Origin of the sequence: Sphingomonas sp. IC081, from assembly GCF_006874585.1 — a bacterium.
Lineage (GTDB): Bacteria > Pseudomonadota > Alphaproteobacteria > Sphingomonadales > Sphingomonadaceae > Novosphingobium.
Genome location: NZ_CP029763.1, coordinates 20,462 through 40,111, shown reverse-complemented (window position 1 = coordinate 40,111; position 19,650 = coordinate 20,462). Strand labels below are relative to the sequence as shown.

15 protein-coding genes and 4 pseudogenes are annotated in these 19,650 nt (G+C 60.4%); 8 read left to right on the top strand and 11 right to left on the bottom strand.

Annotated features, from left to right (window positions below; translation table 11 throughout):
* Positions 1 to 159: 159 nt before the first annotated feature.
* Together DM450_RS22825 and DM450_RS22815 are read right to left on the bottom strand one after the other, a co-directional pair.
* Positions 160 to 1,324 (bottom strand): annotated as a pseudogene (locus DM450_RS22825) (IS3 family transposase).
* A gap of 225 nt (positions 1,325 to 1,549) precedes the next feature.
* A complete protein-coding gene (locus DM450_RS22815) occupies positions 1,550 to 2,587 on the bottom strand; it encodes an AraC family transcriptional regulator (RefSeq protein WP_142639557.1) in 1,038 nt (345 codons plus the stop codon).
* A 448-nt stretch (positions 2,588 to 3,035) separates the two neighbouring features.
* Here DM450_RS22815 and DM450_RS22810 point away from each other — a divergent pair.
* From DM450_RS22810 to DM450_RS22785, 6 genes and pseudogenes are all read left to right on the top strand, one after another.
* Positions 3,036 to 3,281, top strand: a pseudogene (locus tag DM450_RS22810) (transposase); the annotation flags it as partial.
* Positions 3,282 to 3,500: 219 nt separating this feature from the next.
* Positions 3,501 to 4,859 carry an IS110 family transposase gene (locus DM450_RS22805; protein WP_142639555.1) on the top strand — a complete coding sequence of 453 codons (1,359 nt, stop codon included), beginning with the start codon at positions 3,501 to 3,503 and terminating at the stop codon, positions 4,857 to 4,859.
* 229 nt (positions 4,860 to 5,088) lie between these two features.
* Positions 5,089 to 6,447 carry an IS110 family transposase gene (locus tag DM450_RS22800; protein WP_142639555.1) on the top strand — a complete coding sequence of 453 codons (1,359 nt, stop codon included), beginning with the start codon at positions 5,089 to 5,091 and terminating at the stop codon, positions 6,445 to 6,447.
* Positions 6,448 to 7,338 (top strand): annotated as a pseudogene (locus tag DM450_RS22795) (IS3 family transposase); the annotation flags it as partial. It lies immediately after the preceding gene.
* A 150-nt stretch (positions 7,339 to 7,488) separates the two neighbouring features.
* Positions 7,489 to 7,873: pseudogene (locus DM450_RS22790) on the top strand (integrase core domain-containing protein); the annotation flags it as partial.
* A gap of 139 nt (positions 7,874 to 8,012) precedes the next feature.
* Positions 8,013 to 8,957, top strand: coding sequence for a lytic transglycosylase domain-containing protein (locus DM450_RS22785; RefSeq protein WP_260610687.1), 945 nt, complete (start codon positions 8,013 to 8,015; stop codon positions 8,955 to 8,957).
* Here the strand turns inward: DM450_RS22785 and DM450_RS22780 are convergent.
* From DM450_RS22780 to DM450_RS22770, 3 genes are all read right to left on the bottom strand, one after another.
* On the bottom strand, positions 8,924 to 9,199 hold the full coding sequence (locus tag DM450_RS22780) for a hypothetical protein (RefSeq protein WP_142639553.1): 276 nt from the start codon (positions 9,197 to 9,199) through the stop codon (positions 8,924 to 8,926). The two genes, DM450_RS22785 and DM450_RS22780, sit on opposite strands and share 34 nt — an antisense overlap.
* Positions 9,200 to 9,228: 29 nt before the next feature.
* A complete protein-coding gene (locus tag DM450_RS22775; protein WP_142639551.1) occupies positions 9,229 to 9,582 on the bottom strand; it encodes a hypothetical protein in 354 nt (117 codons plus the stop codon).
* A gap of 82 nt (positions 9,583 to 9,664) precedes the next feature.
* Positions 9,665 to 12,634, bottom strand: a complete 2,970-nt coding sequence (locus tag DM450_RS22770; protein ID WP_015449292.1) for a Tn3 family transposase — start codon at positions 12,632 to 12,634, stop codon at positions 9,665 to 9,667.
* A 140-nt stretch (positions 12,635 to 12,774) separates the two neighbouring features.
* Between DM450_RS22770 and DM450_RS22765 the strand changes: the two genes are divergently transcribed.
* Positions 12,775 to 13,344 carry a recombinase family protein gene (locus tag DM450_RS22765; protein WP_011607925.1) on the top strand — a complete coding sequence of 190 codons (570 nt, stop codon included), beginning with the start codon at positions 12,775 to 12,777 and terminating at the stop codon, positions 13,342 to 13,344.
* Positions 13,345 to 13,524: 180 nt separating this feature from the next.
* Here the strand turns inward: DM450_RS22765 and DM450_RS22760 are convergent, their stop codons facing one another.
* Entirely contained in the window at positions 13,525 to 14,484 is a 960-nt protein-coding gene (locus DM450_RS22760) for an MBL fold metallo-hydrolase (protein ID WP_142639549.1), read from the bottom strand.
* 135 nt (positions 14,485 to 14,619) lie between these two features.
* Between DM450_RS22760 and DM450_RS22755 the strand changes: the two genes are divergently transcribed.
* Positions 14,620 to 15,381 carry a LuxR C-terminal-related transcriptional regulator gene (locus DM450_RS22755; RefSeq protein WP_142639547.1) on the top strand — a complete coding sequence of 254 codons (762 nt, stop codon included), beginning with the start codon at positions 14,620 to 14,622 and terminating at the stop codon, positions 15,379 to 15,381.
* A gap of 43 nt (positions 15,382 to 15,424) precedes the next feature.
* Here DM450_RS22755 and DM450_RS22750 read toward each other — a convergent pair whose 3' ends face one another.
* The 5 genes from DM450_RS22750 to andAc all read right to left on the bottom strand — a co-directional run bounded on the left by DM450_RS22750 (position 15,425) and on the right by andAc (position 19,531).
* Positions 15,425 to 15,799: an EthD family reductase gene (locus DM450_RS22750; RefSeq protein WP_185928863.1), complete on the bottom strand. Its 375-nt coding sequence runs from the start codon at positions 15,797 to 15,799 to the stop codon at positions 15,425 to 15,427.
* A gap of 289 nt (positions 15,800 to 16,088) precedes the next feature.
* Positions 16,089 to 17,330: an NAD(P)/FAD-dependent oxidoreductase gene (locus DM450_RS22745; protein ID WP_010335335.1), complete on the bottom strand. Its 1,242-nt coding sequence runs from the start codon at positions 17,328 to 17,330 to the stop codon at positions 16,089 to 16,091.
* Between the two features lie 120 nt (positions 17,331 to 17,450).
* The gene (gene andAb / locus DM450_RS22740; protein ID WP_010335334.1) at positions 17,451 to 17,759 is read right to left on the bottom strand and encodes an anthranilate 1,2-dioxygenase ferredoxin subunit AndAb; all 309 of its coding nucleotides are present in this window, start codon (positions 17,757 to 17,759) and stop codon (positions 17,451 to 17,453) included.
* Positions 17,760 to 17,772: 13 nt separating this feature from the next.
* Positions 17,773 to 18,243: an anthranilate 1,2-dioxygenase small subunit AndAd gene (andAd, locus tag DM450_RS22735; RefSeq protein ID WP_011607936.1), complete on the bottom strand. Its 471-nt coding sequence runs from the start codon at positions 18,241 to 18,243 to the stop codon at positions 17,773 to 17,775.
* A gap of 4 nt (positions 18,244 to 18,247) precedes the next feature.
* Positions 18,248 to 19,531, bottom strand: a complete 1,284-nt coding sequence (gene andAc / locus DM450_RS22730; RefSeq protein ID WP_010335332.1) for an anthranilate 1,2-dioxygenase large subunit AndAc — start codon at positions 19,529 to 19,531, stop codon at positions 18,248 to 18,250.
* Positions 19,532 to 19,650 lie beyond the last annotated feature (119 nt).

Genomic DNA, 19,650 nt, shown 5'->3' with positions numbered 1-19,650 from the left:
CTAACCGCCAGCATAGGGAATTTTGGGCGCCCACATCTGCGGAAACTTCGGTGCCCATTGACAGCTGGCATCACCATGGTGCAGGTCAGGCATCATACGATGCCGGTCGAAGGGGGCATCCACCCCATCACTTTGGTCTGAGCCCCGAAGCTCCTCCATCTACGAGTAGAGCCTGGGGCCCAGTTGATGCCCATGCATGGGCGTGATGACAACCGGGATGGGGGTTAACCCCCATCCCGGTTTGCCGATTGATCTGGCCGCCATCTCGGCCGGGGTGAGATTGCCCAGGCTCGAGTGCGGTCGGTAATGATTGTAGTCGTGCCGCCAGGCGGCGAGCACCGACCGGGCCTGCGCCAGGCTGGTGAAGATCGTCTCGTTCAAGCACTCGTCCCTGAGCCGCGCGTTGAAGCTCTCGATGAACCCGTTCTGCTGCGGCTTGCCCGGCGCGATGTAGTGCCACTCGACCTCGCGCTCCTTCGACCAGCGCAAGATCGCTTGCTGGTCAGCTCGGTGCCGTTGTCGCTGACCACCATTGCCGGCCGCGCGCGCTCGGCGATCGCCCAGTCGAGCTCGCGTGCAACTCGTAGCCCCGAGATCGAGGTGTCGGCGATCAGCCGCACACACTCGCGGGTGAAGTCGTCGACCACCGCGAAGATCCGGAACCGGCGGCCGCAAGCGAAAGCGTCGGAGACGAAGTCGAGCGACCAGCGCTGGTTGCGCCCCTGCGGGATCGCCATCGGTGCCCGCGTGCCCAGCGCCCGCTTGCGGCCGCCGCGGCGGCGAACCTGGAGCCGCTCCTCGCGATACAGACGCCGGAACTTCTTGTGGTTGATCGCTACTCCCTCTCGCCCCAGCAGCCAGTGCAGCCGGCGATAGCCAAACCGGCGACGTTCGGCCGCCAGACCCCTCATCCGCTCGCGGATGGGAGCATCATCGCCACGCTGGCTGCGATACCGCACCATCGTCCGGTCCACCCCCAGCACCGTGCACGCCCGCCGCTGGCTCACCTCGAACAGACCTTCGAGGTGAGCTACCGCTTCCCGCCTGGCGGCGGGCGTCACCATTTTTTTACGGCGATCTCCTTGAGCATCGCGTTGTCGAGCATCGCCTCGGCCAGCAGGCGCTTGAGCTTTGCGTTCTCGTCCTCGAGCTGGCGCAGCCGCTTCGCGTCCGAGACCTCCAGACCGCCAAACTTGGCCTTCCACTTGTAGAAGGTCGCACTGCTCACCCCGTGGCGCCGACACACCTCGGCCGTCGCCACACCCGCCTCATGCTCCTTCAAAATCGCAATGATCTGCTCTTCGCTGAACCTGCTTCGCTTCATCCGTCCGACTCCCTTGGTGGGCCGGACTCTACTCAAATCTGGAGGAAACTACGGGGCTCAGACCAACTTCAAACTCTGTCACGCGCAGGCTTATGGCATTCAAGGCAGAATGCAGGCTACTTTGTCGGTTCTCAAAGGGCGTGGCGCAAAAGCAGGCGCGACCGCTCAGGTTTCGCGGGCCGGTTAAGGATCCGCTCCGGAATCTGCAACGAGGGCCCAATGTGCCTAGCGCGAGCGTCGCAGCGTCACCGATGGTGGTTCACCATATCGCGCGAAATAATCCGCAGCGAACCGCCCCATATGTGTGAAACCGGAGTCCAGCGCCACCGCTGTTACGGACGTTGAACCATCCAGGCCCTTACTGAGTGCGGCCCGGGCACGCTCAAGCCGGTGGGCCTTTAGGTAATTCATGGGCGTCGTATCGCGGAAGCGCCGGAACGCGCTATGGAGTGTGCGACCGCATACCCCCGAGACTGCGATGAGGTCACTGAGGCTAATCGGCTGATCCGCGCGAGCGTGTATGTAGTCCTCCACCCGGCGAACATGGAATGGCGCCGGGGGCCGAGCAGCGACGTCATAGAGCTTGGAATGGTTGTGTGGCACGCTGGCAAGGAGAAGCCGCTGGAGCATATCTTCGGCCGTACCGATAGTGCGCGGATGGCAGAAACCGCGATAGTTCTGGTCGATATCGTTACAGATCGCAAGACTCATCTGGGCAAACGAATTTGCTCCCCCATCAAGAGACATTGGACGATGGGAGAACCGCAGATCGCCCGGCGCAAGACCGAGTTCCTCGATCAGAAGCTCATCCAGTTTCGCCCGAGGAACCTTCATCGAAAAATTTCGGAAGCCACTCTCAAACACTTGGATGAATGGCTTTTCGCTGCCTATCACATTCAGTTCGCCAGCACGGACAACGTAACTATCCTCGCCCTGGCTTATCCGCGCTTCGCCGGCCAAGACAATTTGCACGACAAAAAAATCCAGCAATGGTGGTATTGCTATCGTGACCTTACCGTAGGGATTGCCGTAATCTGTTGCACTAAACGACAGCGATCGCAGCTTTGCGTAATTGTGGCAAAAGGCGATCGGCGGCTTGTCCCCGTCAATATCCAGTTTGTGCGGGCAAACCATACTGCTCATGTGTGTTCGCACAACATCAATGTCGTCACTGCGTAGCTTGGAGCAGTTGGCCAGCGGCAGACTATGGCCGCTCCAGAGCTTGCCTGCCCCCCCTAATCGAGTTGATTGATTACCATTCATCACCACCTACCCAAGGCAACTGTGACCCATTGTGTCTTTAGTCAATGAATCCTGCGAATCCAACCACGACGGCAAAGAGTCGAATGCCAATTCGATCTTGTTCAAGACTGCGAAGCTTGGCGCCACCATTGACTTTGGCATGGCGGAAGCATCGGCTCGGAAGGCATGAACATTGGTCGGACCAGAATCTAACCGCGCTGTATAATCGCTCCCTACTGGGGCGGCAAGGCCCGAGAAGGCGATAAATGAGGTCCCGCCTTCTTGGACAGTTTGGCGGCTGAGTTAAGCTAATCCCGGTTGTCGTTCACGCCCCCCATGATCTGATGGCCCGATCCGCCGATAGGCCTCGATAGGGGTTCTCCCGGACAGGCCCGAGTGCGGACTGGACTTGTAACGGTTTTGCGCCGGTCACCTGAGCGATTAGAGCTCGCAACAGGAGACCGACGAGATGATCAAGCATACAGAAGAGTTCAAGCAAGAGGCGGTACGGATCGCGCTGACCAGCGGGTTGCCGCGCGATCGGGTTGCATCGGATTTGGGGATAGGGAAGTCGACGCTGGGCAAGTGGGTATCGCAGTATCGGCCCAGTGATCTGGTTTCAGCGCCGCAGGCAGATCTGGCGCGTGAGAATGAACGCCTTCGCCTTGAGAACCGTGTGCTGCGGGAGGAGAGGGAAGTGCTAAAAAAACCGTCGCCGGCTGAGCCCGCCTGTGCGCGGTAGAAACGGGTCGTGCTATGGTGCGTTCGGGAGGGTCGCGGCCGATGGCTTATTGGAGGTATGATACCCCGTTAAAAAACGTGGCCCGTGGGTGTTTGCGTACTTGAGAGTGGTGACGCCGTTTTGCGGCGATCCCGGTTAGGAAGATGACGTTTAGCATCGCCCATACCCTCCTGTTTTGAAGGAGGACTTGGAATGGAACGTTCAAAATCTGGCGCGCTGTCTATGGTCAATCCACGCGCCGCTGCCATCGACATCGGGTCGACCATGCATATGGCGGCCATCAATCCGAACGCCGATGATAATCCGGTACGAGCGTTTGGTACATTCACCGGCGATCTCCATGATATGGCCCGCTGGTTCAAGGCATATGGCGTCACGACTGTCGCGATGGAATCGACCGGTGTTTACTGGATTCCAGCCTATGAAGTGCTTGAAGGACACGGCTTTGAGGTGATCCTGGTCAATGCGCGATATGCCAAGAATGTACCGGGTCGCAAGACCGACGTCAGCGACGCTGCATGGTTGCAACGCCTGCACAGCTACGGGCTGCTGCGGGGGAGTTTCCGCCCGGAGGCGGGCGTGGCGACCATGCGTGCCTATCTGCGGCAACGCGAGCGGCTGATCGAATACGCCGCCTCGCATATTCAGCATATGCAGAAGGCGCTGATGGAAATGAATGTGCAACTCCATCACGTCGTCTCCGACATCACCGGCGTGACCGGCATGCGGATCATCAGGGCCATTGTGAGCGGGGAGCGTTCGCCCAACACGCTGGCGCAAATGCGCGACGTCCGCTGTCATGCGACTATTGAGACCATCTCTGCGGCATTGTCGGGGAACTGGCGGGACGAGCATATCTTCGCGCTTGGCCAGTCCCTGGCTCTGTTCGACTTCTACCAAACCAAAGTTCTCGAATGTGATCGAAAGCTTGAGGTTGCACTCAAGGCGCTCGAAATCGACGAGGGATATGATGTTCGCCACCTGCCAAAAGTCCGGACCAAAAGGCGACAGGTGAACACGCCTGACTTCGAGGTCCGGTCCGCGCTCTATCGCGTGCTGGGCGTGGACCTGACGCAGATCCACGGAATCGGCCCGTCGCTCGCGCTCAAGCTGGTTGGCGAGTGCGGGACCGATCTTGCCGCATGGCCCAGTTCAAAGCATTTTACGTCCTGGTTGTGCCTGGCACCGGGCAACAAGATATCGGGCGGTAAGTTGCTGTCGTCGAAAACCCGACGCTCCTCAAGTCGTGCTGCAGCACTCCTGCGCCTGGCCGCAACCACCATCGGTCGAAGTGACACCGCACTGGGCGCTTTCTACCGAAGGCTGTCGGCGCGCGCCGGAAAAGCAAAGGCAGTGACCGCAACCGCACGCAAAATCGCGGTGCTGTTCTATAACAGTCTGCGCCACGGCATGACGTATCATGATCCCGGTGCCTCACAATATGAGGAACGCTACCGCAGCCGGGTGATCGGAAATCTGCAGCGACGTGCCAAGGCCTTCGGCTTCATCCTGCACGAAATGCCTGCGGAGCCTAATATGGCTGTTTCTTAGGAAACCGTCGCCGGCTGAGCCCGCCTGTGCGCGGTAGAAACGGGTCGTGCTATGGTGCGTTCGGGAGGGTCGCGGCCGATGGCTTATTGGAGGTATGATACCCCGTTAAAAAACGTGGCCCGTGGGTGTTTGCGTACTTGAGAGTGGTGACGCCGTTTTGCGGCGATCCCGGTTAGGAAGATGACGTTTAGCATCGCCCATACCCTCCTGTTTTGAAGGAGGACTTGGAATGGAACGTTCAAAATCTGGCGCGCTGTCTATGGTCAATCCACGCGCCGCTGCCATCGACATCGGGTCGACCATGCATATGGCGGCCATCAATCCGAACGCCGATGATAATCCGGTACGAGCGTTTGGTACATTCACCGGCGATCTCCATGATATGGCCCGCTGGTTCAAGGCATATGGCGTCACGACTGTCGCGATGGAATCGACCGGTGTTTACTGGATTCCAGCCTATGAAGTGCTTGAAGGACACGGCTTTGAGGTGATCCTGGTCAATGCGCGATATGCCAAGAATGTACCGGGTCGCAAGACCGACGTCAGCGACGCTGCATGGTTGCAACGCCTGCACAGCTACGGGCTGCTGCGGGGGAGTTTCCGCCCGGAGGCGGGCGTGGCGACCATGCGTGCCTATCTGCGGCAACGCGAGCGGCTGATCGAATACGCCGCCTCGCATATTCAGCATATGCAGAAGGCGCTGATGGAAATGAATGTGCAACTCCATCACGTCGTCTCCGACATCACCGGCGTGACCGGCATGCGGATCATCAGGGCCATTGTGAGCGGGGAGCGTTCGCCCAACACGCTGGCGCAAATGCGCGACGTCCGCTGTCATGCGACTATTGAGACCATCTCTGCGGCATTGTCGGGGAACTGGCGGGACGAGCATATCTTCGCGCTTGGCCAGTCCCTGGCTCTGTTCGACTTCTACCAAACCAAAGTTCTCGAATGTGATCGAAAGCTTGAGGTTGCACTCAAGGCGCTCGAAATCGACGAGGGATATGATGTTCGCCACCTGCCAAAAGTCCGGACCAAAAGGCGACAGGTGAACACGCCTGACTTCGAGGTCCGGTCCGCGCTCTATCGCGTGCTGGGCGTGGACCTGACGCAGATCCACGGAATCGGCCCGTCGCTCGCGCTCAAGCTGGTTGGCGAGTGCGGGACCGATCTTGCCGCATGGCCCAGTTCAAAGCATTTTACGTCCTGGTTGTGCCTGGCACCGGGCAACAAGATATCGGGCGGTAAGTTGCTGTCGTCGAAAACCCGACGCTCCTCAAGTCGTGCTGCAGCACTCCTGCGCCTGGCCGCAACCACCATCGGTCGAAGTGACACCGCACTGGGCGCTTTCTACCGAAGGCTGTCGGCGCGCGCCGGAAAAGCAAAGGCAGTGACCGCAACCGCACGCAAAATCGCGGTGCTGTTCTATAACAGTCTGCGCCACGGCATGACGTATCATGATCCCGGTGCCTCACAATATGAGGAACGCTACCGCAGCCGGGTGATCGGAAATCTGCAGCGACGTGCCAAGGCCTTCGGCTTCATCCTGCACGAAATGCCTGCGGAGCCTAATATGGCTGTTTCTTAGGAAGGCCACGCAGTTCTTCGCGAGCCAAAGGCCGTGAAGTTCGCATTTGTGCATAGCTGGCGGCACCGGTGGCCCGTTGAACTGCTCTGCCGTGTCATGGATGTCAGTGAACGCGGCTATCGTTCCTGGCGCTCGCGCCCGATCAGCAGGCGGGAGCGGACAGATATGAAAGTGCTGGCCCATATCCGGGAACAGTACAGGCTGAGCCTTGGCAGCTACGGCCGTCCTCGCATGACGATGGAGTTGAAGGAGGTAGGGCTCGATGTTGGCGAGCGCCGGGTCGGGCGGCTGATGAAGATCAACGGGATCAAGCCAGTCCGCACGCGCAAGCACAAGGTTACGACTGACAGCCACCATCGCCTGGGTGTCGCAGCGAACTGGCTGGACGGCGATTTTGCCGCAGATGCGCCCAACCGTAAATGGGCCGGCGACATCACCTATATCTGGACGTCCGAAGGCTGGCTCTACCTTGCCGTCATTCTCGATCTGCATAGCCGTCGCGTCGTAGGCTGGGCAGTCAGCGACAGGATGAAGAAAGACCTGGCGATCAGGGCGCTGGATATGGCGGTGCGCCTGCGCCAGCCTCCCGAGGGCTGCCTTTTCCATTCGGATCGCGGTAGCCAATATTGCTCCTACGACTATCAGAAAAAGCTGCAGGCCTATGGCCTGCGTCCATCAATGAGCGGCAAGGGAAATTGCTACGACAATGCGTCCGTCGAGACCTTCTTCAAATCCCTGAAGGCGGAACTCATCTGGCGGCAGAGCTGGCCGACGCGGCGTCAGGCAGAAGCCGCCATCTTTCAGTACATCAATGGCTTCTACAACACCCGTCGCCGCCATTCATATCTAGGCGGCATCAGCCCGCTCGCGTTCGAAGCCAAGGTGGCATAATGAGATAGGTGACCGGCACAAAACCGTTACAAGTCCAGACGCTGGGTGTTGTAATAGGTGATCCACCGACCAAGGCCAGTTCATTCCCGTACCATTCCCTCAGGTCGGGAGTAGCTTAACACCCTGTCCAGAAAACCGGCACCACCTCGCTTCGTGCTGGATGCCCTGGAGCAGGCGATCCATGCCCGCAGGCCAAGTCCAGATGATGGCCTGATCCACCATAGCGACAGGGGCCCAATACCTGGCCATGAACTACACCCAGCGCCTGGCAGAGGCCAATCTGGTGTCCTCGGTCGGCAGTGTCGGCGACAGTTATGACAACGCTTTGGCCGAGACCATCAACGGCCTGTACAAGGCTGAGGTCATCTGGCGGCAGCGCTCATGGCCGGGCGTATCGGCCGTGGAAATGGCAATGCTGCGCTGGGTCGACTGGTTCAACAATCACCGCCTGTTCGGCCCCATCGGGCACATCCCACCCGCCGAAGCCGAAGCCAACTACTATGCAGCCGTTGAAACCCTCGATATGGTCGCATGACTCAAATGAAAATGCCTCCGGAAAAGCCGGGGCGGTTCACCCGTTATCATCAATGACACAGTGTTGACTCCAAAGGTAAGATCTGTTTTCGGAATCTAGCGCAGTCCAACCAAGGCAGCACGTCGTATGGAGGCGTGCTATGCGATATTATAAAAGTTTGTTTTTGGCGCCGTTGGCGGTTGCTTGGGCATCAAGTGTCTATGCCCGCGAGCCGGATGTGCTCGATTTCAAGAGCAGGCTCCCAAATGCCTACCCAGGAGGCACGGTAGTAACCGATCAGTTCGGAACTGACGGAGCGAGCGAAGCCGTCGCCCGATCCATGCGTTCGCATCTCGCCCAGAACAGCGTCGGCGGAAATCCCCTGGCTTCCGCAGTGGCCAGCATGAACTTAGACAACCTGCCGACAAGCAACCTCGTCATTCCTCGCTGGATGCAGGGTCGCCGCGTCTCCTTGCAAGCTATGCCGGGTATTCCGCTTGGATTCGAGAGCGGCTTCATGCTCGGGGCATTCGAGCACTGCGGCGGTGCCCGCTACCTCCCAACCTGGTGGCTTTCGCGCGAAGTTGAAGGCCGTAGGGTCCTCCATTTTGACACGGTCGCCGCCATCGCCTGCGAGTTCGGCCTCCCGACCAACCTGCTCGACGCAGTTATCACCCAGGAGTCCGGCTATAAATCCTGGGTAATCAGCAGTGCCGGTGCCATGGGTATCATGCAGATCATGCCGGGCACGGCCCGTCAACTGGATCTTGCCAACCCGTTTAATCCGATGGCGAACATGAGGGCAGGAGCACGTTACCTACGGCAACAACTCGATCGTTTCGGACGAGTGGACCTTGCACTTGCCGCTTACAATGCAGGTCCGGAACGGCGGGCTCTGAAACGAGGTTACGTGCCAGCTATCCCGGAAACCCGGAACTATGTGCGCGCGATCACCACCAATTGGGCGCGACTTACACGATTGGGCGTCGAAACCACCGATGCCGAAATTCGGGGCAATGTGGCCATGACGGCCGTGCTCGCGTCAGGTTACCGTAGCGTCGAACTGTTACGCTACGATGGATTGAACGTTTCGAACCCGATGTAGTGCGCATAGAGCAAGGCAATGCCCATGATGCACGGAAACCCGCTCAAGTAGCTTAGCTGGAACCGTAACCAGAGACGCGGAACCCAGAGAAACTTCTGCTTCCACGTTGTATGTGGGACGACGACGGTGCCGCCTCGGAGCTCAAGGATCATTTTCAATGCCGCACAGCTTGCGCAGATGACGGCAAGCAGGCCGACGGCTGCGTAAAGCTGGGTCCAGGCTTCGATCGCTTCAGCACGCATGGCAGGTTGATCTTCGCACCGTCGCCATATCAGGCCTGAAGGGTCCGGTCGTTCTCCATGACCCGCTCCTGGTGAGATAGCAGCAGTTCATAGGCGCGGCCCAGGGCTTCGTGGATAATGGGCGGGCGCAGGGCCACCTGGATTTCGCCGCGGCGGCGTGAAATGATCTCACAGTAGAAGCCTTTCAGGCCCTCACAAACCAGAAATACGTCAGGATCATCGTAGACCGTGTGATCGTGCAGGAAAGCAACACAGAACTTGGCGCGCACGCAATCAATTCCGAGTGCCTCGAACAGGCGGTCCCGGAGTTCATCTCTAAGCGTCAGGTTCTTCCGGATGACCTTGTGCAGTCGCGGTCGCCCTATCACGAGGCGGTCGGCCAAATGCGCTAGCGGCACGCTCTGCTTGAGGGCATAGCGTGGATGGTACGCTAAACAACGCTAAGGGCGAACAATCAGCGAACGCTTAGGCGGCGCGGCTATCCGGCGGCAGATTGAGGGCCTTGCGGCCAGCGGAAGCGGCTGCTCGATCCCAGAGGAAATCGCCCGAGAAAGCAATATGCTCCCAACCTACTGGGGACGTATGGGCGAGTAGATCATCAGGCACCGCGACCGATGTTGATCGTAGATGCTGGGCGGCGGCATCCATGTAGATCGTGTTCCAATAGACGATCGCGGCGACGAGCAGATTGAGGCCGGACGCCCGATATTGCTGCGCCTCGTGGCTGCGGTCGATGATGCGGCCCTGGCGGAATGTGTAGATCGCCTGCGTCAGGGCATGGCGCTGCTCGCTGTTGTTGAGACCGGCATGGCATCGCCGGCGCAGATCGGGATTTTCTAGCCAGTCCAGCATGAACAGCGTCCGCTCGATCTTGCCGATTTCCTGTAGCGCGACATCGAGCTGGTTCTGCCGTTCGTAGGCAGCGAGCTTTCGCAGCATGACCGATGGCGCGACATGGCCGGCCTTGATCGACCCTACGAGGCGCAGCACGTCTTCCCATTGCTCACCGATGATGTCGGTGCGGATACGCTTGCCCAACAGCGGGGTGATGGACGGATAGGCCGTGACCGGCGCGATCGGCGCGAGCCGCCTGTCGGGGAAGTCGCGCAGGCGCGGGCAGAAGCGAAATCCCAGCATCGCGCACAGGGCGAAGACATGATCGGTCGCCCCGCCGGTGTCGGTGTAATGCTCGACGATCCTGAGATCGGTGCCGTGGCTGGTGAGGCCGTCGAGGACATAGGGCGCCTCATGCGTCGCGGCCGAGATCACTTTGACGTGGTAGGGCGCGCGCTGATCAGAATTATGGGTGTAGAAGCTGAAGCCATGATCGACGCCATAGCGGGCGTTGATATCGCCGCCCGACGCGCCGCGCTTCGCGGCCCTGAAGAACTGGCCATCGGAACTGGACGTGGTGCCGTCGCCCCATACTCGTGAGAATGGCAGGCGGTGGTGCGCGTTGATGAGGAGGGCCAGCGCCGCGCGGTAGCTGTCGTCGCGGATATAGGCGTCATGGGTCCAGAGGAGCTGATCGCGCGTGACGCCCTGACTCGCCGCCGCCATGCGCGACAGGCCGAGATTGGTCGCATCGGCGAGGATCGTGGCGAGCAGCGCGTTTTCATTGGGACACGGCTCGCCGGTACGCAGGTTGGTGAACGCCGCAAGAAAGCCGGTTTCCTGCGCCACCTCATGCAGTAGCTCGGTGATGCGGATGCGTGGCATCATGGCATCGAGCCGGTCGGCCAGCGCTTCGGCGTCGGGCGTCGCGATCGTGCGAACGGGGGATATCTGGAGGCGGTCGTCGCGATATCGCACACCCTCCAGAGCGTCGCGCTTCAGGCGCTGGGCAAATTTCTTAAGCCGCCAGTCAAGTTCGCGGCCCCGCTGTTCGAGCCATTCGCCGGCTGTGGGTGGCAGACCGAGAGCCGACACGATCGGCTTCGCCTGGGGTTCGCTGAGCAGGTAGCTGTCGAACCGGCGGTATCCTGCCGATCGCTCCACCCAGACATCCCCGGAACGCAGCTTGTTGCGCAGATGCGCGATCGTCGCGATTTCCCAGAGACGCCGGTTGATCTTGCCGTCATCGCCCACGACGATTTTCCGCCATTCCTTGCGGAAGGGCATCGGAGCGTCGGCAGGCAGATCGCGTTTGCCCGACCTGTTGAGGTCGCGCAGCATCTCGATGGCGGCGATCGTTTTTGCACTGCCCTTTCCGGCCCTGAACTGGAGCGCCTCAAGCAGGTCGGGGGCGAACTTGCGCAACGTCGCATAGCGGTCGGCCGCCACCGTCAGCGGATCAAGGTTGGCGGTTTCCGCGATTGTCGCCACTTCTGGCCTCGCCTTCAGGAGGGTGTTCCACCCGACCGATGCGTCCAGGGCCTCCATTGGATCTTCGCCGGTATCGACCGCATCGGTCAATGCGTCGATTGTCCTGCGAAAGATCAGCATCAGCCGCGCCACATTCTTTGACGTGGTGGCATAGCTGCGCGCCTGGGCGTTCTTCGCGCGGGTGAAGATGCTGCCGATCAGCTTGTCCGCCATCTCCAAGGCGTTATCGGTCAGTCGTTCCTCGAGGTCGAGCAGGAACGCAACCAGCGTAGCGCGCCGTCGGGAGGGAATATATCGCTCGATCATATAGGCAGGCGAAGCGCGGCCTTCCCTGACATATTGCCGAAATCGGTCGGCATGGATGCGGCCAGCCACGTCCGGGGAGATGCCGATCTTCCGCACTTGCCGCAGGCGGTCGAGAATCTGGCGGATGTGATCGGGCCTGGCCGCAACGGGAATGGTCTTGAGCGAAGCGAGTTGGCTCATGCCGCCGGCGTCGTCAAAGACCTGGTCGAGGGCGTGGACCTGTTCGGCGCTAAGATCAGCGATCAGGGCGTAGGCAGCCTGCTTGCGGGCACGCGCGCGTCCCGCACTACTGGCGCGTTCGATGGTGGAGATGGACGGCAGTAGAATCCGGGCCTCGCGAAGGGCGGTGACAACGCCGATCGCTATCGTCATCCCCTTGTCGGTCGCCCATGCCGTTTTCGCGGCCGCTTCGATCATGAAGGGAATGTCGGCGCGGGTTGGTCCACGAAGGCCCGCTCGCATCGCCAGCTCGCGGGCATGGTCCGTCATCGTCTGATCCCGCGCTGCATAGTTGGCCAGGTCGGTTACGTGTAGACCAAGTTGTTCCGCGACGAAGGCGGCGAGATCATGGGGTATCGCTCCCTTGTCCTGTATCAACTGCGCCAGTGTGATGCCCGGGTGCCGCAAGAGCGCGAGTTGCAGCGCGACACCCAACTGGTTCCGTCGCTCCCGTCGTGCGCCGATGATCTCGATGTCCGAAGGCTCGAAGGTGTAGAGCCGGGCTAGATGGTCGCGCTCGCTCGGGATGGCGAGGATCTGATCGCGTTCGCTCTCGGTCAGGAGTTGATGCTTACGCTTCGTCATTCCGATTCCCGTCCACAAAAGGTCATCTGGGCCTATGGACAGCCATGAGTAAAGAGACATAGTATGTGGACGGATATGGATGGGGCGAAGCGATCGCCCTTCAGATCGTCCACAGAACGACCGTTTGGGAGACGTGCGGCATGGGTGATATTCTGGGCTATGCCCGCGTCAGCACCGGCGATCAGGACGTTGCGGGCCAGACCATGCGTCTGGAGAAGGCTGGCGCCATCAAAATCTTCACCGATGTCATTTCAGGTAAGAGCATGGAACGGCCCGGTCTGGCTGAGCTAATCGCCTATGCCCGCAAGGGTGACACGCTGGCGGTGGTCCGCCTCGATCGGCTTGGGCGCTCGCTTGCCGAACTTCTCACCACGGTTGAGACGCTACGCGGTCAGGGCATCGCGCTCCTGAGCCTTGAAGAAAAGATCGACACTTCGTCAGCTGCCGGCGAGCTCATCTTCCATGTGTTTGGGGCCATCGCCCATTTTGAGCGACGGCTGATTTCTGAGCGAACCAGAGATGGTATTGCCGCCGCCCGTGCTAAGGGCAAACAGCCTGGCCGTCAGCCGCTGGACATGTCCAAAGTGGATGCGGCCATCAAGCTGGTCGAAGCTCGTATCTCGCCTACCGAAGCAGCGCGGCAACTCGGCATCGGCCGATCGACCATTTATCGCGAAATGCGTAGGATGGGAATCGAACGGCCCGCCTGATTAAGCGCCCGTCCGTTCGCATCGAGCGTTCGCCATGCGTTCTCGCTTAGCGTTGTTTAGCGTACTTTCCACGCTATGCCCTCACGCTGCCCTCTGCGGGTGCCGCTGGCGTTTCCAGCGGGCGCCACACAGGGATCCCGCTATTGCGAGTTTGTGGTTCCGGTGCGGTGGCCATGACGATCAGTCCTGGAGCTGGGCCCAGACTTCCCGGTCGCGCTCTTCGGTCCAGATGCGCGGCCAGTCGATCCCGTCAAATTCATCCCACAGGCGCTGGACGTCGAAGGGCAGGCAATGTTCGAAGATCGGCCACATGCCGAATTTGGGGGCAAGCCGCTCATGGGTGGCTTCGAACGCCTGCTTCAGCGTCCCGCCCGCCTTGTGCACGGCGCCGACCTCGTCGATCATGCCTTGCAGGAAGGCGCGGGTCTGTTCGATGGCCGCGTCGCATGCTTCGGTGCCGCGCGGCACCATGCCGCGCCCGCCAACCAGATTTTCGGCGCGGAAAGACTTGACCTTGTCCAGCGTCGCGCCCGCCCACTCCATGTGGAAGGCGTCGCCGGTGTAGAGCGCCGCTTCGGCCTCGACCAGGTCGCCCGCGAACAGCGTCTTGGACTTCTCATGCCAGGCGACGATGTCGCCGGCAGTGTGGCCCCGGCCGCAGAAGGACAGTTCCACCGATCCGCGATCGCCGCCCAGCGGGATCGAATAGCTGCCCTCGAAAGTCTGGGTCGGCCAGGTCAGGCCGGGGATCTCCTCGGGGTTCTTGAACAGGCGCGGCATGCGGCCATATTCGCTCGCCCAGTCCTGCTCGCCACGCTCCTCGATCAGGTTGCGGGTGGTTTCGCTGGTGATGATATGTTCGGCTTCGAACGCACTCGCGCCCAGCACGCGCACCGCGTGATAATGGGTTAGGACCAGATATTTGATCGGCTTGTCGGTATGTTCGCGCAGCCTCACCAGCCAGTCGCGGGCGGCGGCCGGCGTGGCGCGCGCTTCGAAGCAGACCAGGAAATCCTCGCCCTCGATGGCGCCGACATTGGGATCGCCCTCGGCGGTCAGAGCGTAAACGCCGTCGGCCAGTACCTCCAGCACTTCCTTTTTGGGCGCAGTATCGGCAGACGATGCAAAAGGCTTGGCCATGAATTCCTCTTAGAGATTTGAATTCCAATCAGTCATAAATAATATTGACCCAAAGGTGGCTTGTCATCCAAAATGACGACGACATGAATCCGCGCCTAATGCATCAAGTCAGCCACCTCAGTGGAAATCGCGACAATGACCATCGCCCCTGCGCCATCAACCCATTTGTCCCGAGGAATAATCGATCCGGCGCGATGCGCGCAGTTGATCGAGTCTTGCGGCACGAAGGCCTTTGGCGAATTGCTGCTGAACCTGGCGTCCGAAGTGGCGGCTGTAGAGGAGATTTTCGCGTGGGAACGGCATGACGGGTGTCCGCAAAAAACACTCGTGACCGCATCGTGGCTGGACGATCAGCATAAGCGGGTCGAAGGTTATACGGGCCGCTTCTTCCGGGCGGATCCGTTGACGGAGCAGGGCGGCTCGCCCGGCTTTTTCATGCACGTCATCGGAAAGGAGGAAGTCAGCTTCGCTGAATATCGCCAGATCTGTTTTGACCGCCCCCTGTTCGATCACAAAATCAGCTTCGTCCAGCGCCAGCCAGGTCATACGATCGTTCTGAACTTCCTATTCCGCAAAGGCGCGACCGACCTCGAGCATGTGCTGACGTCACTGACAACCCTGGCGACGGTCGCGATCGCTAGTTTGCTGCGGCAGGGCCGTGCCGGCAAGACCGATGACGCACTGCGTCGGATCGAGGGCAAGTTGCAAGAGAAGTTCCCGGACTTGTCGCACATGGAAAGGGCAGTGCTGGCGCGGGCCGCGCTGGCCATGCCACCGCGCGAAATCGCGCGGTCGCTCGCCATCAAGGCTACATCGGTCAAGACGTATCGGTCTCGCGCGCTGACCAAGCTGGGTCAGGTCGACATCGCGCCGACACTAGCACAGGTCGTCGCGTGACGATGCGGCCCTGCCGCGCGCCAGTTCCTGATCACGATAGCGATCAGACGGCGCCGAATCGAGCGGTTTCCTTGGCAATATCGTTTACCATGACCAGCCTGCTGCGCCGGATTTCCGGCGGCGTGTCGGTATAGTTGGCGTAATCGGCCTGTAGCTGTGCCGCTTCGGCCACGCCCGGCATCTCCAATATGCGATCGCGATCCTCCTCCTTGGCGAAGCAGAGGTGCACGATGGCGGCATATTTTTCCTGCGATGCGGGATCATTTTCGCCGATGCGCTCGACCCAGTAGAAGTCGGGCTGCACGCCCAGATGCTTTTTCACCAGCGCAAGGCCCATCGGCATGTGGACATTCTGATGATGCTCATAGCCGAATGCACGGCCTTGCGGGCGGGGATAGAGAAAAGTGAACAGATACAAGGTCAGGGCTCTCCGATTATAGTTGATCGCGCAGTGTACGGATCAGGCGGTAGCTTTCAACCGCGCATCCAGCAGGCCATGCAATTTGCACGGGACCTTTCCCGGCCGCCATCACCCCCGCCAATTGGCTGAATGCTGAGATGCCGCCTAATCGTCGGTGAAGACATTAAAGTTGTCAGATCGCGTCCGGAAAGGCGTCGTTACTTGGTCCATCGGTCGTCCCGCAACGCGATGAGCCCGACCGCCGTTGGCAGCCAGGCCCAAGCTATTCTCGAAATGCAGCCCATCTTCAGGCCGGCAGCAGCGCGACTTCGGTAATCCGGATCTTGTCCGACTGCCACTGGTCGAGGTCAGGTGTCTTGTCCTGTTCCAGCGCCTTGCGGACGAGGCGCAGTTCGCGCGGCATGTTGAGCGATACCGCGCCGATCGCCTTGCCGGCGGCGTCGACCGCCAGCCAGCAACATTTGCCGTCGGCCTCGTTGCCGCGCTTGTGCAGCGTGGCGGCGCGCTCGGGCATGCCGATGATTTGGAAGTTGGCGTCATATTGGTCGGACCAGACCCAGGGGATGTCGGCATGCACCGCTTCCGCGCCGATCGCCGCCTTGGCCGCCACGATCGCCTGATTCTGCGCATTGGCCCAGGATTCCATCCGCACATGCCCGCCCATGAAGGCGTTGGGATGGCTGGTGACGTCGCCCGCAGCCGAAATGTGCGGGTCCAGTGTGCGGCCGCATTCGTCGACCAATATCCCATTGTCGACCGCAAGGCCGGCGGCGGCGGCAAGGTCGGTTTCCGGCACGATGCCGATGCCGATGACGACATGGTCGAAATGCAGCGCTTCGCCGGCGACATCGACCTGCACGCCATCGGCGGTGGCCGTCACCTTTTCGACCGCGGCGCCGGTGCGGACGTCGGTGCCATGGTCCTTATGCATCAGCGCGAGATAGGCGGAAATCTCTTCGGGCAGCGAACGGCCGCAAAGGCGCGGCGCGGCTTCCAACACGATGACGTCCAGGCCCATCTGGCGCGCCGTGGCGGCCACCTCCAGCCCGATCCAGCCGCCGCCGATCACGCCGATGCGGCGCGACGATTTCATGGCCGTGCGCAACCCCTGCGCATCGTCCAGGTCGCGCAGCACATGCACGCGCTTCGGCCCTTCGCCTTTTTGCGTGAAGGGCAGGGTGCGCACCCGCGATCCGGTGGTCAGGAACAGATGGTCATAGGTGACCGATCGCCCGTCGGCGCAGCGGACGATCCGCGCATCCCGGTCGATCTCCGTCGCGACGGTGCCGGTCCACACCTCGATCTGGTGGGTGGCGACGCTGTCGGCGGTCAGCAGAGCGGCGGAAGCGATTTCCGTCTTGCCGCTCAATATGTCCTTGGACAGCGGCGGCCGCTCGTAGGGAAGGTGGATTTCTTTCGCGATCAGCAGGATGCGGCCGTCATAACCCTCGGCCCGCAGCGTGCGCGCGATCCATGCCCCCGCCTGGCCACCGCCCACGATCACGAAACATTGGGTTGATAGGGTCATCGCATCCCATCCGATCACTTAGAGCGATTTCGAAGCGATCGGAATCGATCGTTGGTTAAGAAATCGCGGTAAACAAAAGACTTAGAGCAGCGATCTGATGCAATCAGATCGAAAACCGCTCTAAAGTTCCACCTCGATCCGGTCTCCATTCCTGCGCACAGGGAAAGTGCGCACGGCCTCGGTGATCGGCGCCGACTTGGGTTCGCCGGTGGTGATGCAGACCAGCCCCTGATGTAACGGGCATTCGACGCAGCCATCCTCGATGAACCCTTCCGACAGCTTGGCCGCGCCATGCGAGCACAGGTCGTAGAGCGCGAAGAACTCGTCCTCGACACGGAACAGGGCCAGCGGCGTGCCGTTGGCATTGGCGGCAAAGGGTTCGTCCTCCAGCACATCTTCGACGGAGGCGACGTCAATCCAGTTGGTCATTTAATCCTTTTCCTCAGATCGGCAGCGCGAGCAGGGTCTGTACACGTGAAGTGTCGTAAACGCACTGCTTCTTCTTGAAGCGCAGCCGGCCGTCTTCGCGCACCACCACATCATTGTAGCGACCCGTCTGGTAGACGACCGATTCACCCAGCTGGCTGGTGTTGATCACCAGATAGCTCGACTGCATTTCGATGCTGCCGTCGGGCTGTTCGGCAAAGGTCAGGCCCGACACGAAATGCCGGTAGATGACCGCCGCATAGATGTTGGCGTGGCGCAGGGAGACGACGCGATCCCGCAGCATCTTCTTGCTGTCGCAATAGATGATCGGCGCGGGCAGGCCCTGGTCGACATTTTCCTTGGGGATGATTTCGTAGAAGCAATCTTCCACGAACATGGTCGGCCAGTCTTCCAGCCGGTCGGTGTCGAGCGTCGAGATATACTCATCCTGCAACGCCATCAGTTCCGCGCGCAATGCGTGTGACATATGTTCAGGCCCCCTGAGCCGAAGATTGGTCGAATTTCATCAGCTTGCGATAACCGCGCCAGAAGGAGCGGATCAGCTTTTCGGTGATCAGCGTGTTGCTCTGATCGGGTTCATGCTTGGCCATTTCGATGACCGACGTCTCCCGGCCGTCGCGAACGGTGCCCTGTTGGACCAGTTCGGTCGCTTCGGTATCTTCCATCGAGATGTAGCCGGCCGGGCCGACCAGATTGGCCTGCTTGATGCGCAGGTTGCGCAGTTCCGGCGTATCGTCGGCATAGCCGAAGAAGTGGAAGATCAGCTCGAAATTGTTCGGACCCTTGGGCAACAGCTGGCGCGCGACCAGCGTGTTGTGGATCTGCTGCACGACCAGCTGCGGAAAGATCGGCTGGATGTGGTTGGTCGCGACGATGTCATATTCCTCGACCAGCGCCAGAATGCTGTCGTCTTCCAGGTGGAAGCCTTCGTCGTAGGAACGGATATTCTGTTCCTTGTAGTCGCCGCCGGCGGTTTCGTCCTGGCCTTCCTTGATCGCCATGATGATGCTGTGCAGCCCATGGCTATCGTCGGTCACGCAGTGAGCCTTCATGCCCACGCGGAAGATGTTGAAGGTGGTGTGGAACAGGTGCAGCAGGCTGGCGTGGTACGGATCCTTCACATTTTCCATGTAAAGTTTCCAGTTGGACTTCGAATATTGACGGGTGCAGCCCAGATATTCCACCGGCTTGTGGAAGACGCGCTTGATGTAGCCGCCCATCGTTTCGCCGATATATTCGTCCAGCGGCTCGACCTCTTCGCTGAAGGTCGCGAAGACCAGACCGCAATAGCTGTCGACGCGCAGCTGGCGCAGATTATGTTCCTTGGGATTGAAATCCTTGGGCATGCCCGCCTGGCCCTTCTGACCGCGGCGGAACGGCACGCCCAGCAGGTTGCCCTTGGTGTCGAAGCTCCACTGGTGGTAGACGCAGTTGTGCGACGTCGCATTGCCGCGCAGCGTGCGGCAGACCATGGCGCCGCGATGCGCGCAGCGGTTGACCCATGCGGCCAGGCCGCCTTCTTCGGTGCGCGTCATCACGACGGGCGTGTCGCCTACGAAGGTGCTCTTGTAGTCACCCGGATGGGGGATTTCCGCTTCCAGGCCCAGGAAGTTCCAGGTCGGGCCGCGATAGATGCGCTCCTGCTCCAGATCGTAGATTTCCTGGGAACTGAAGACAGCATAGGGCACGCGTGAGCCGTCGGCTTCGGCGAAAAACCCGTCAGCCTCGAATGGCGCCGTTTTCTCAGTGATCATGATAGCAGACTCGCATCAGTGAATTTATGATCCCGACGCTACGCCCTGGGCTTTTTCGCCGCTATCCGCCAAGCGCGAGCCTCTGGGGCGCATTATCCAATTATGGCAGATATTTTCGG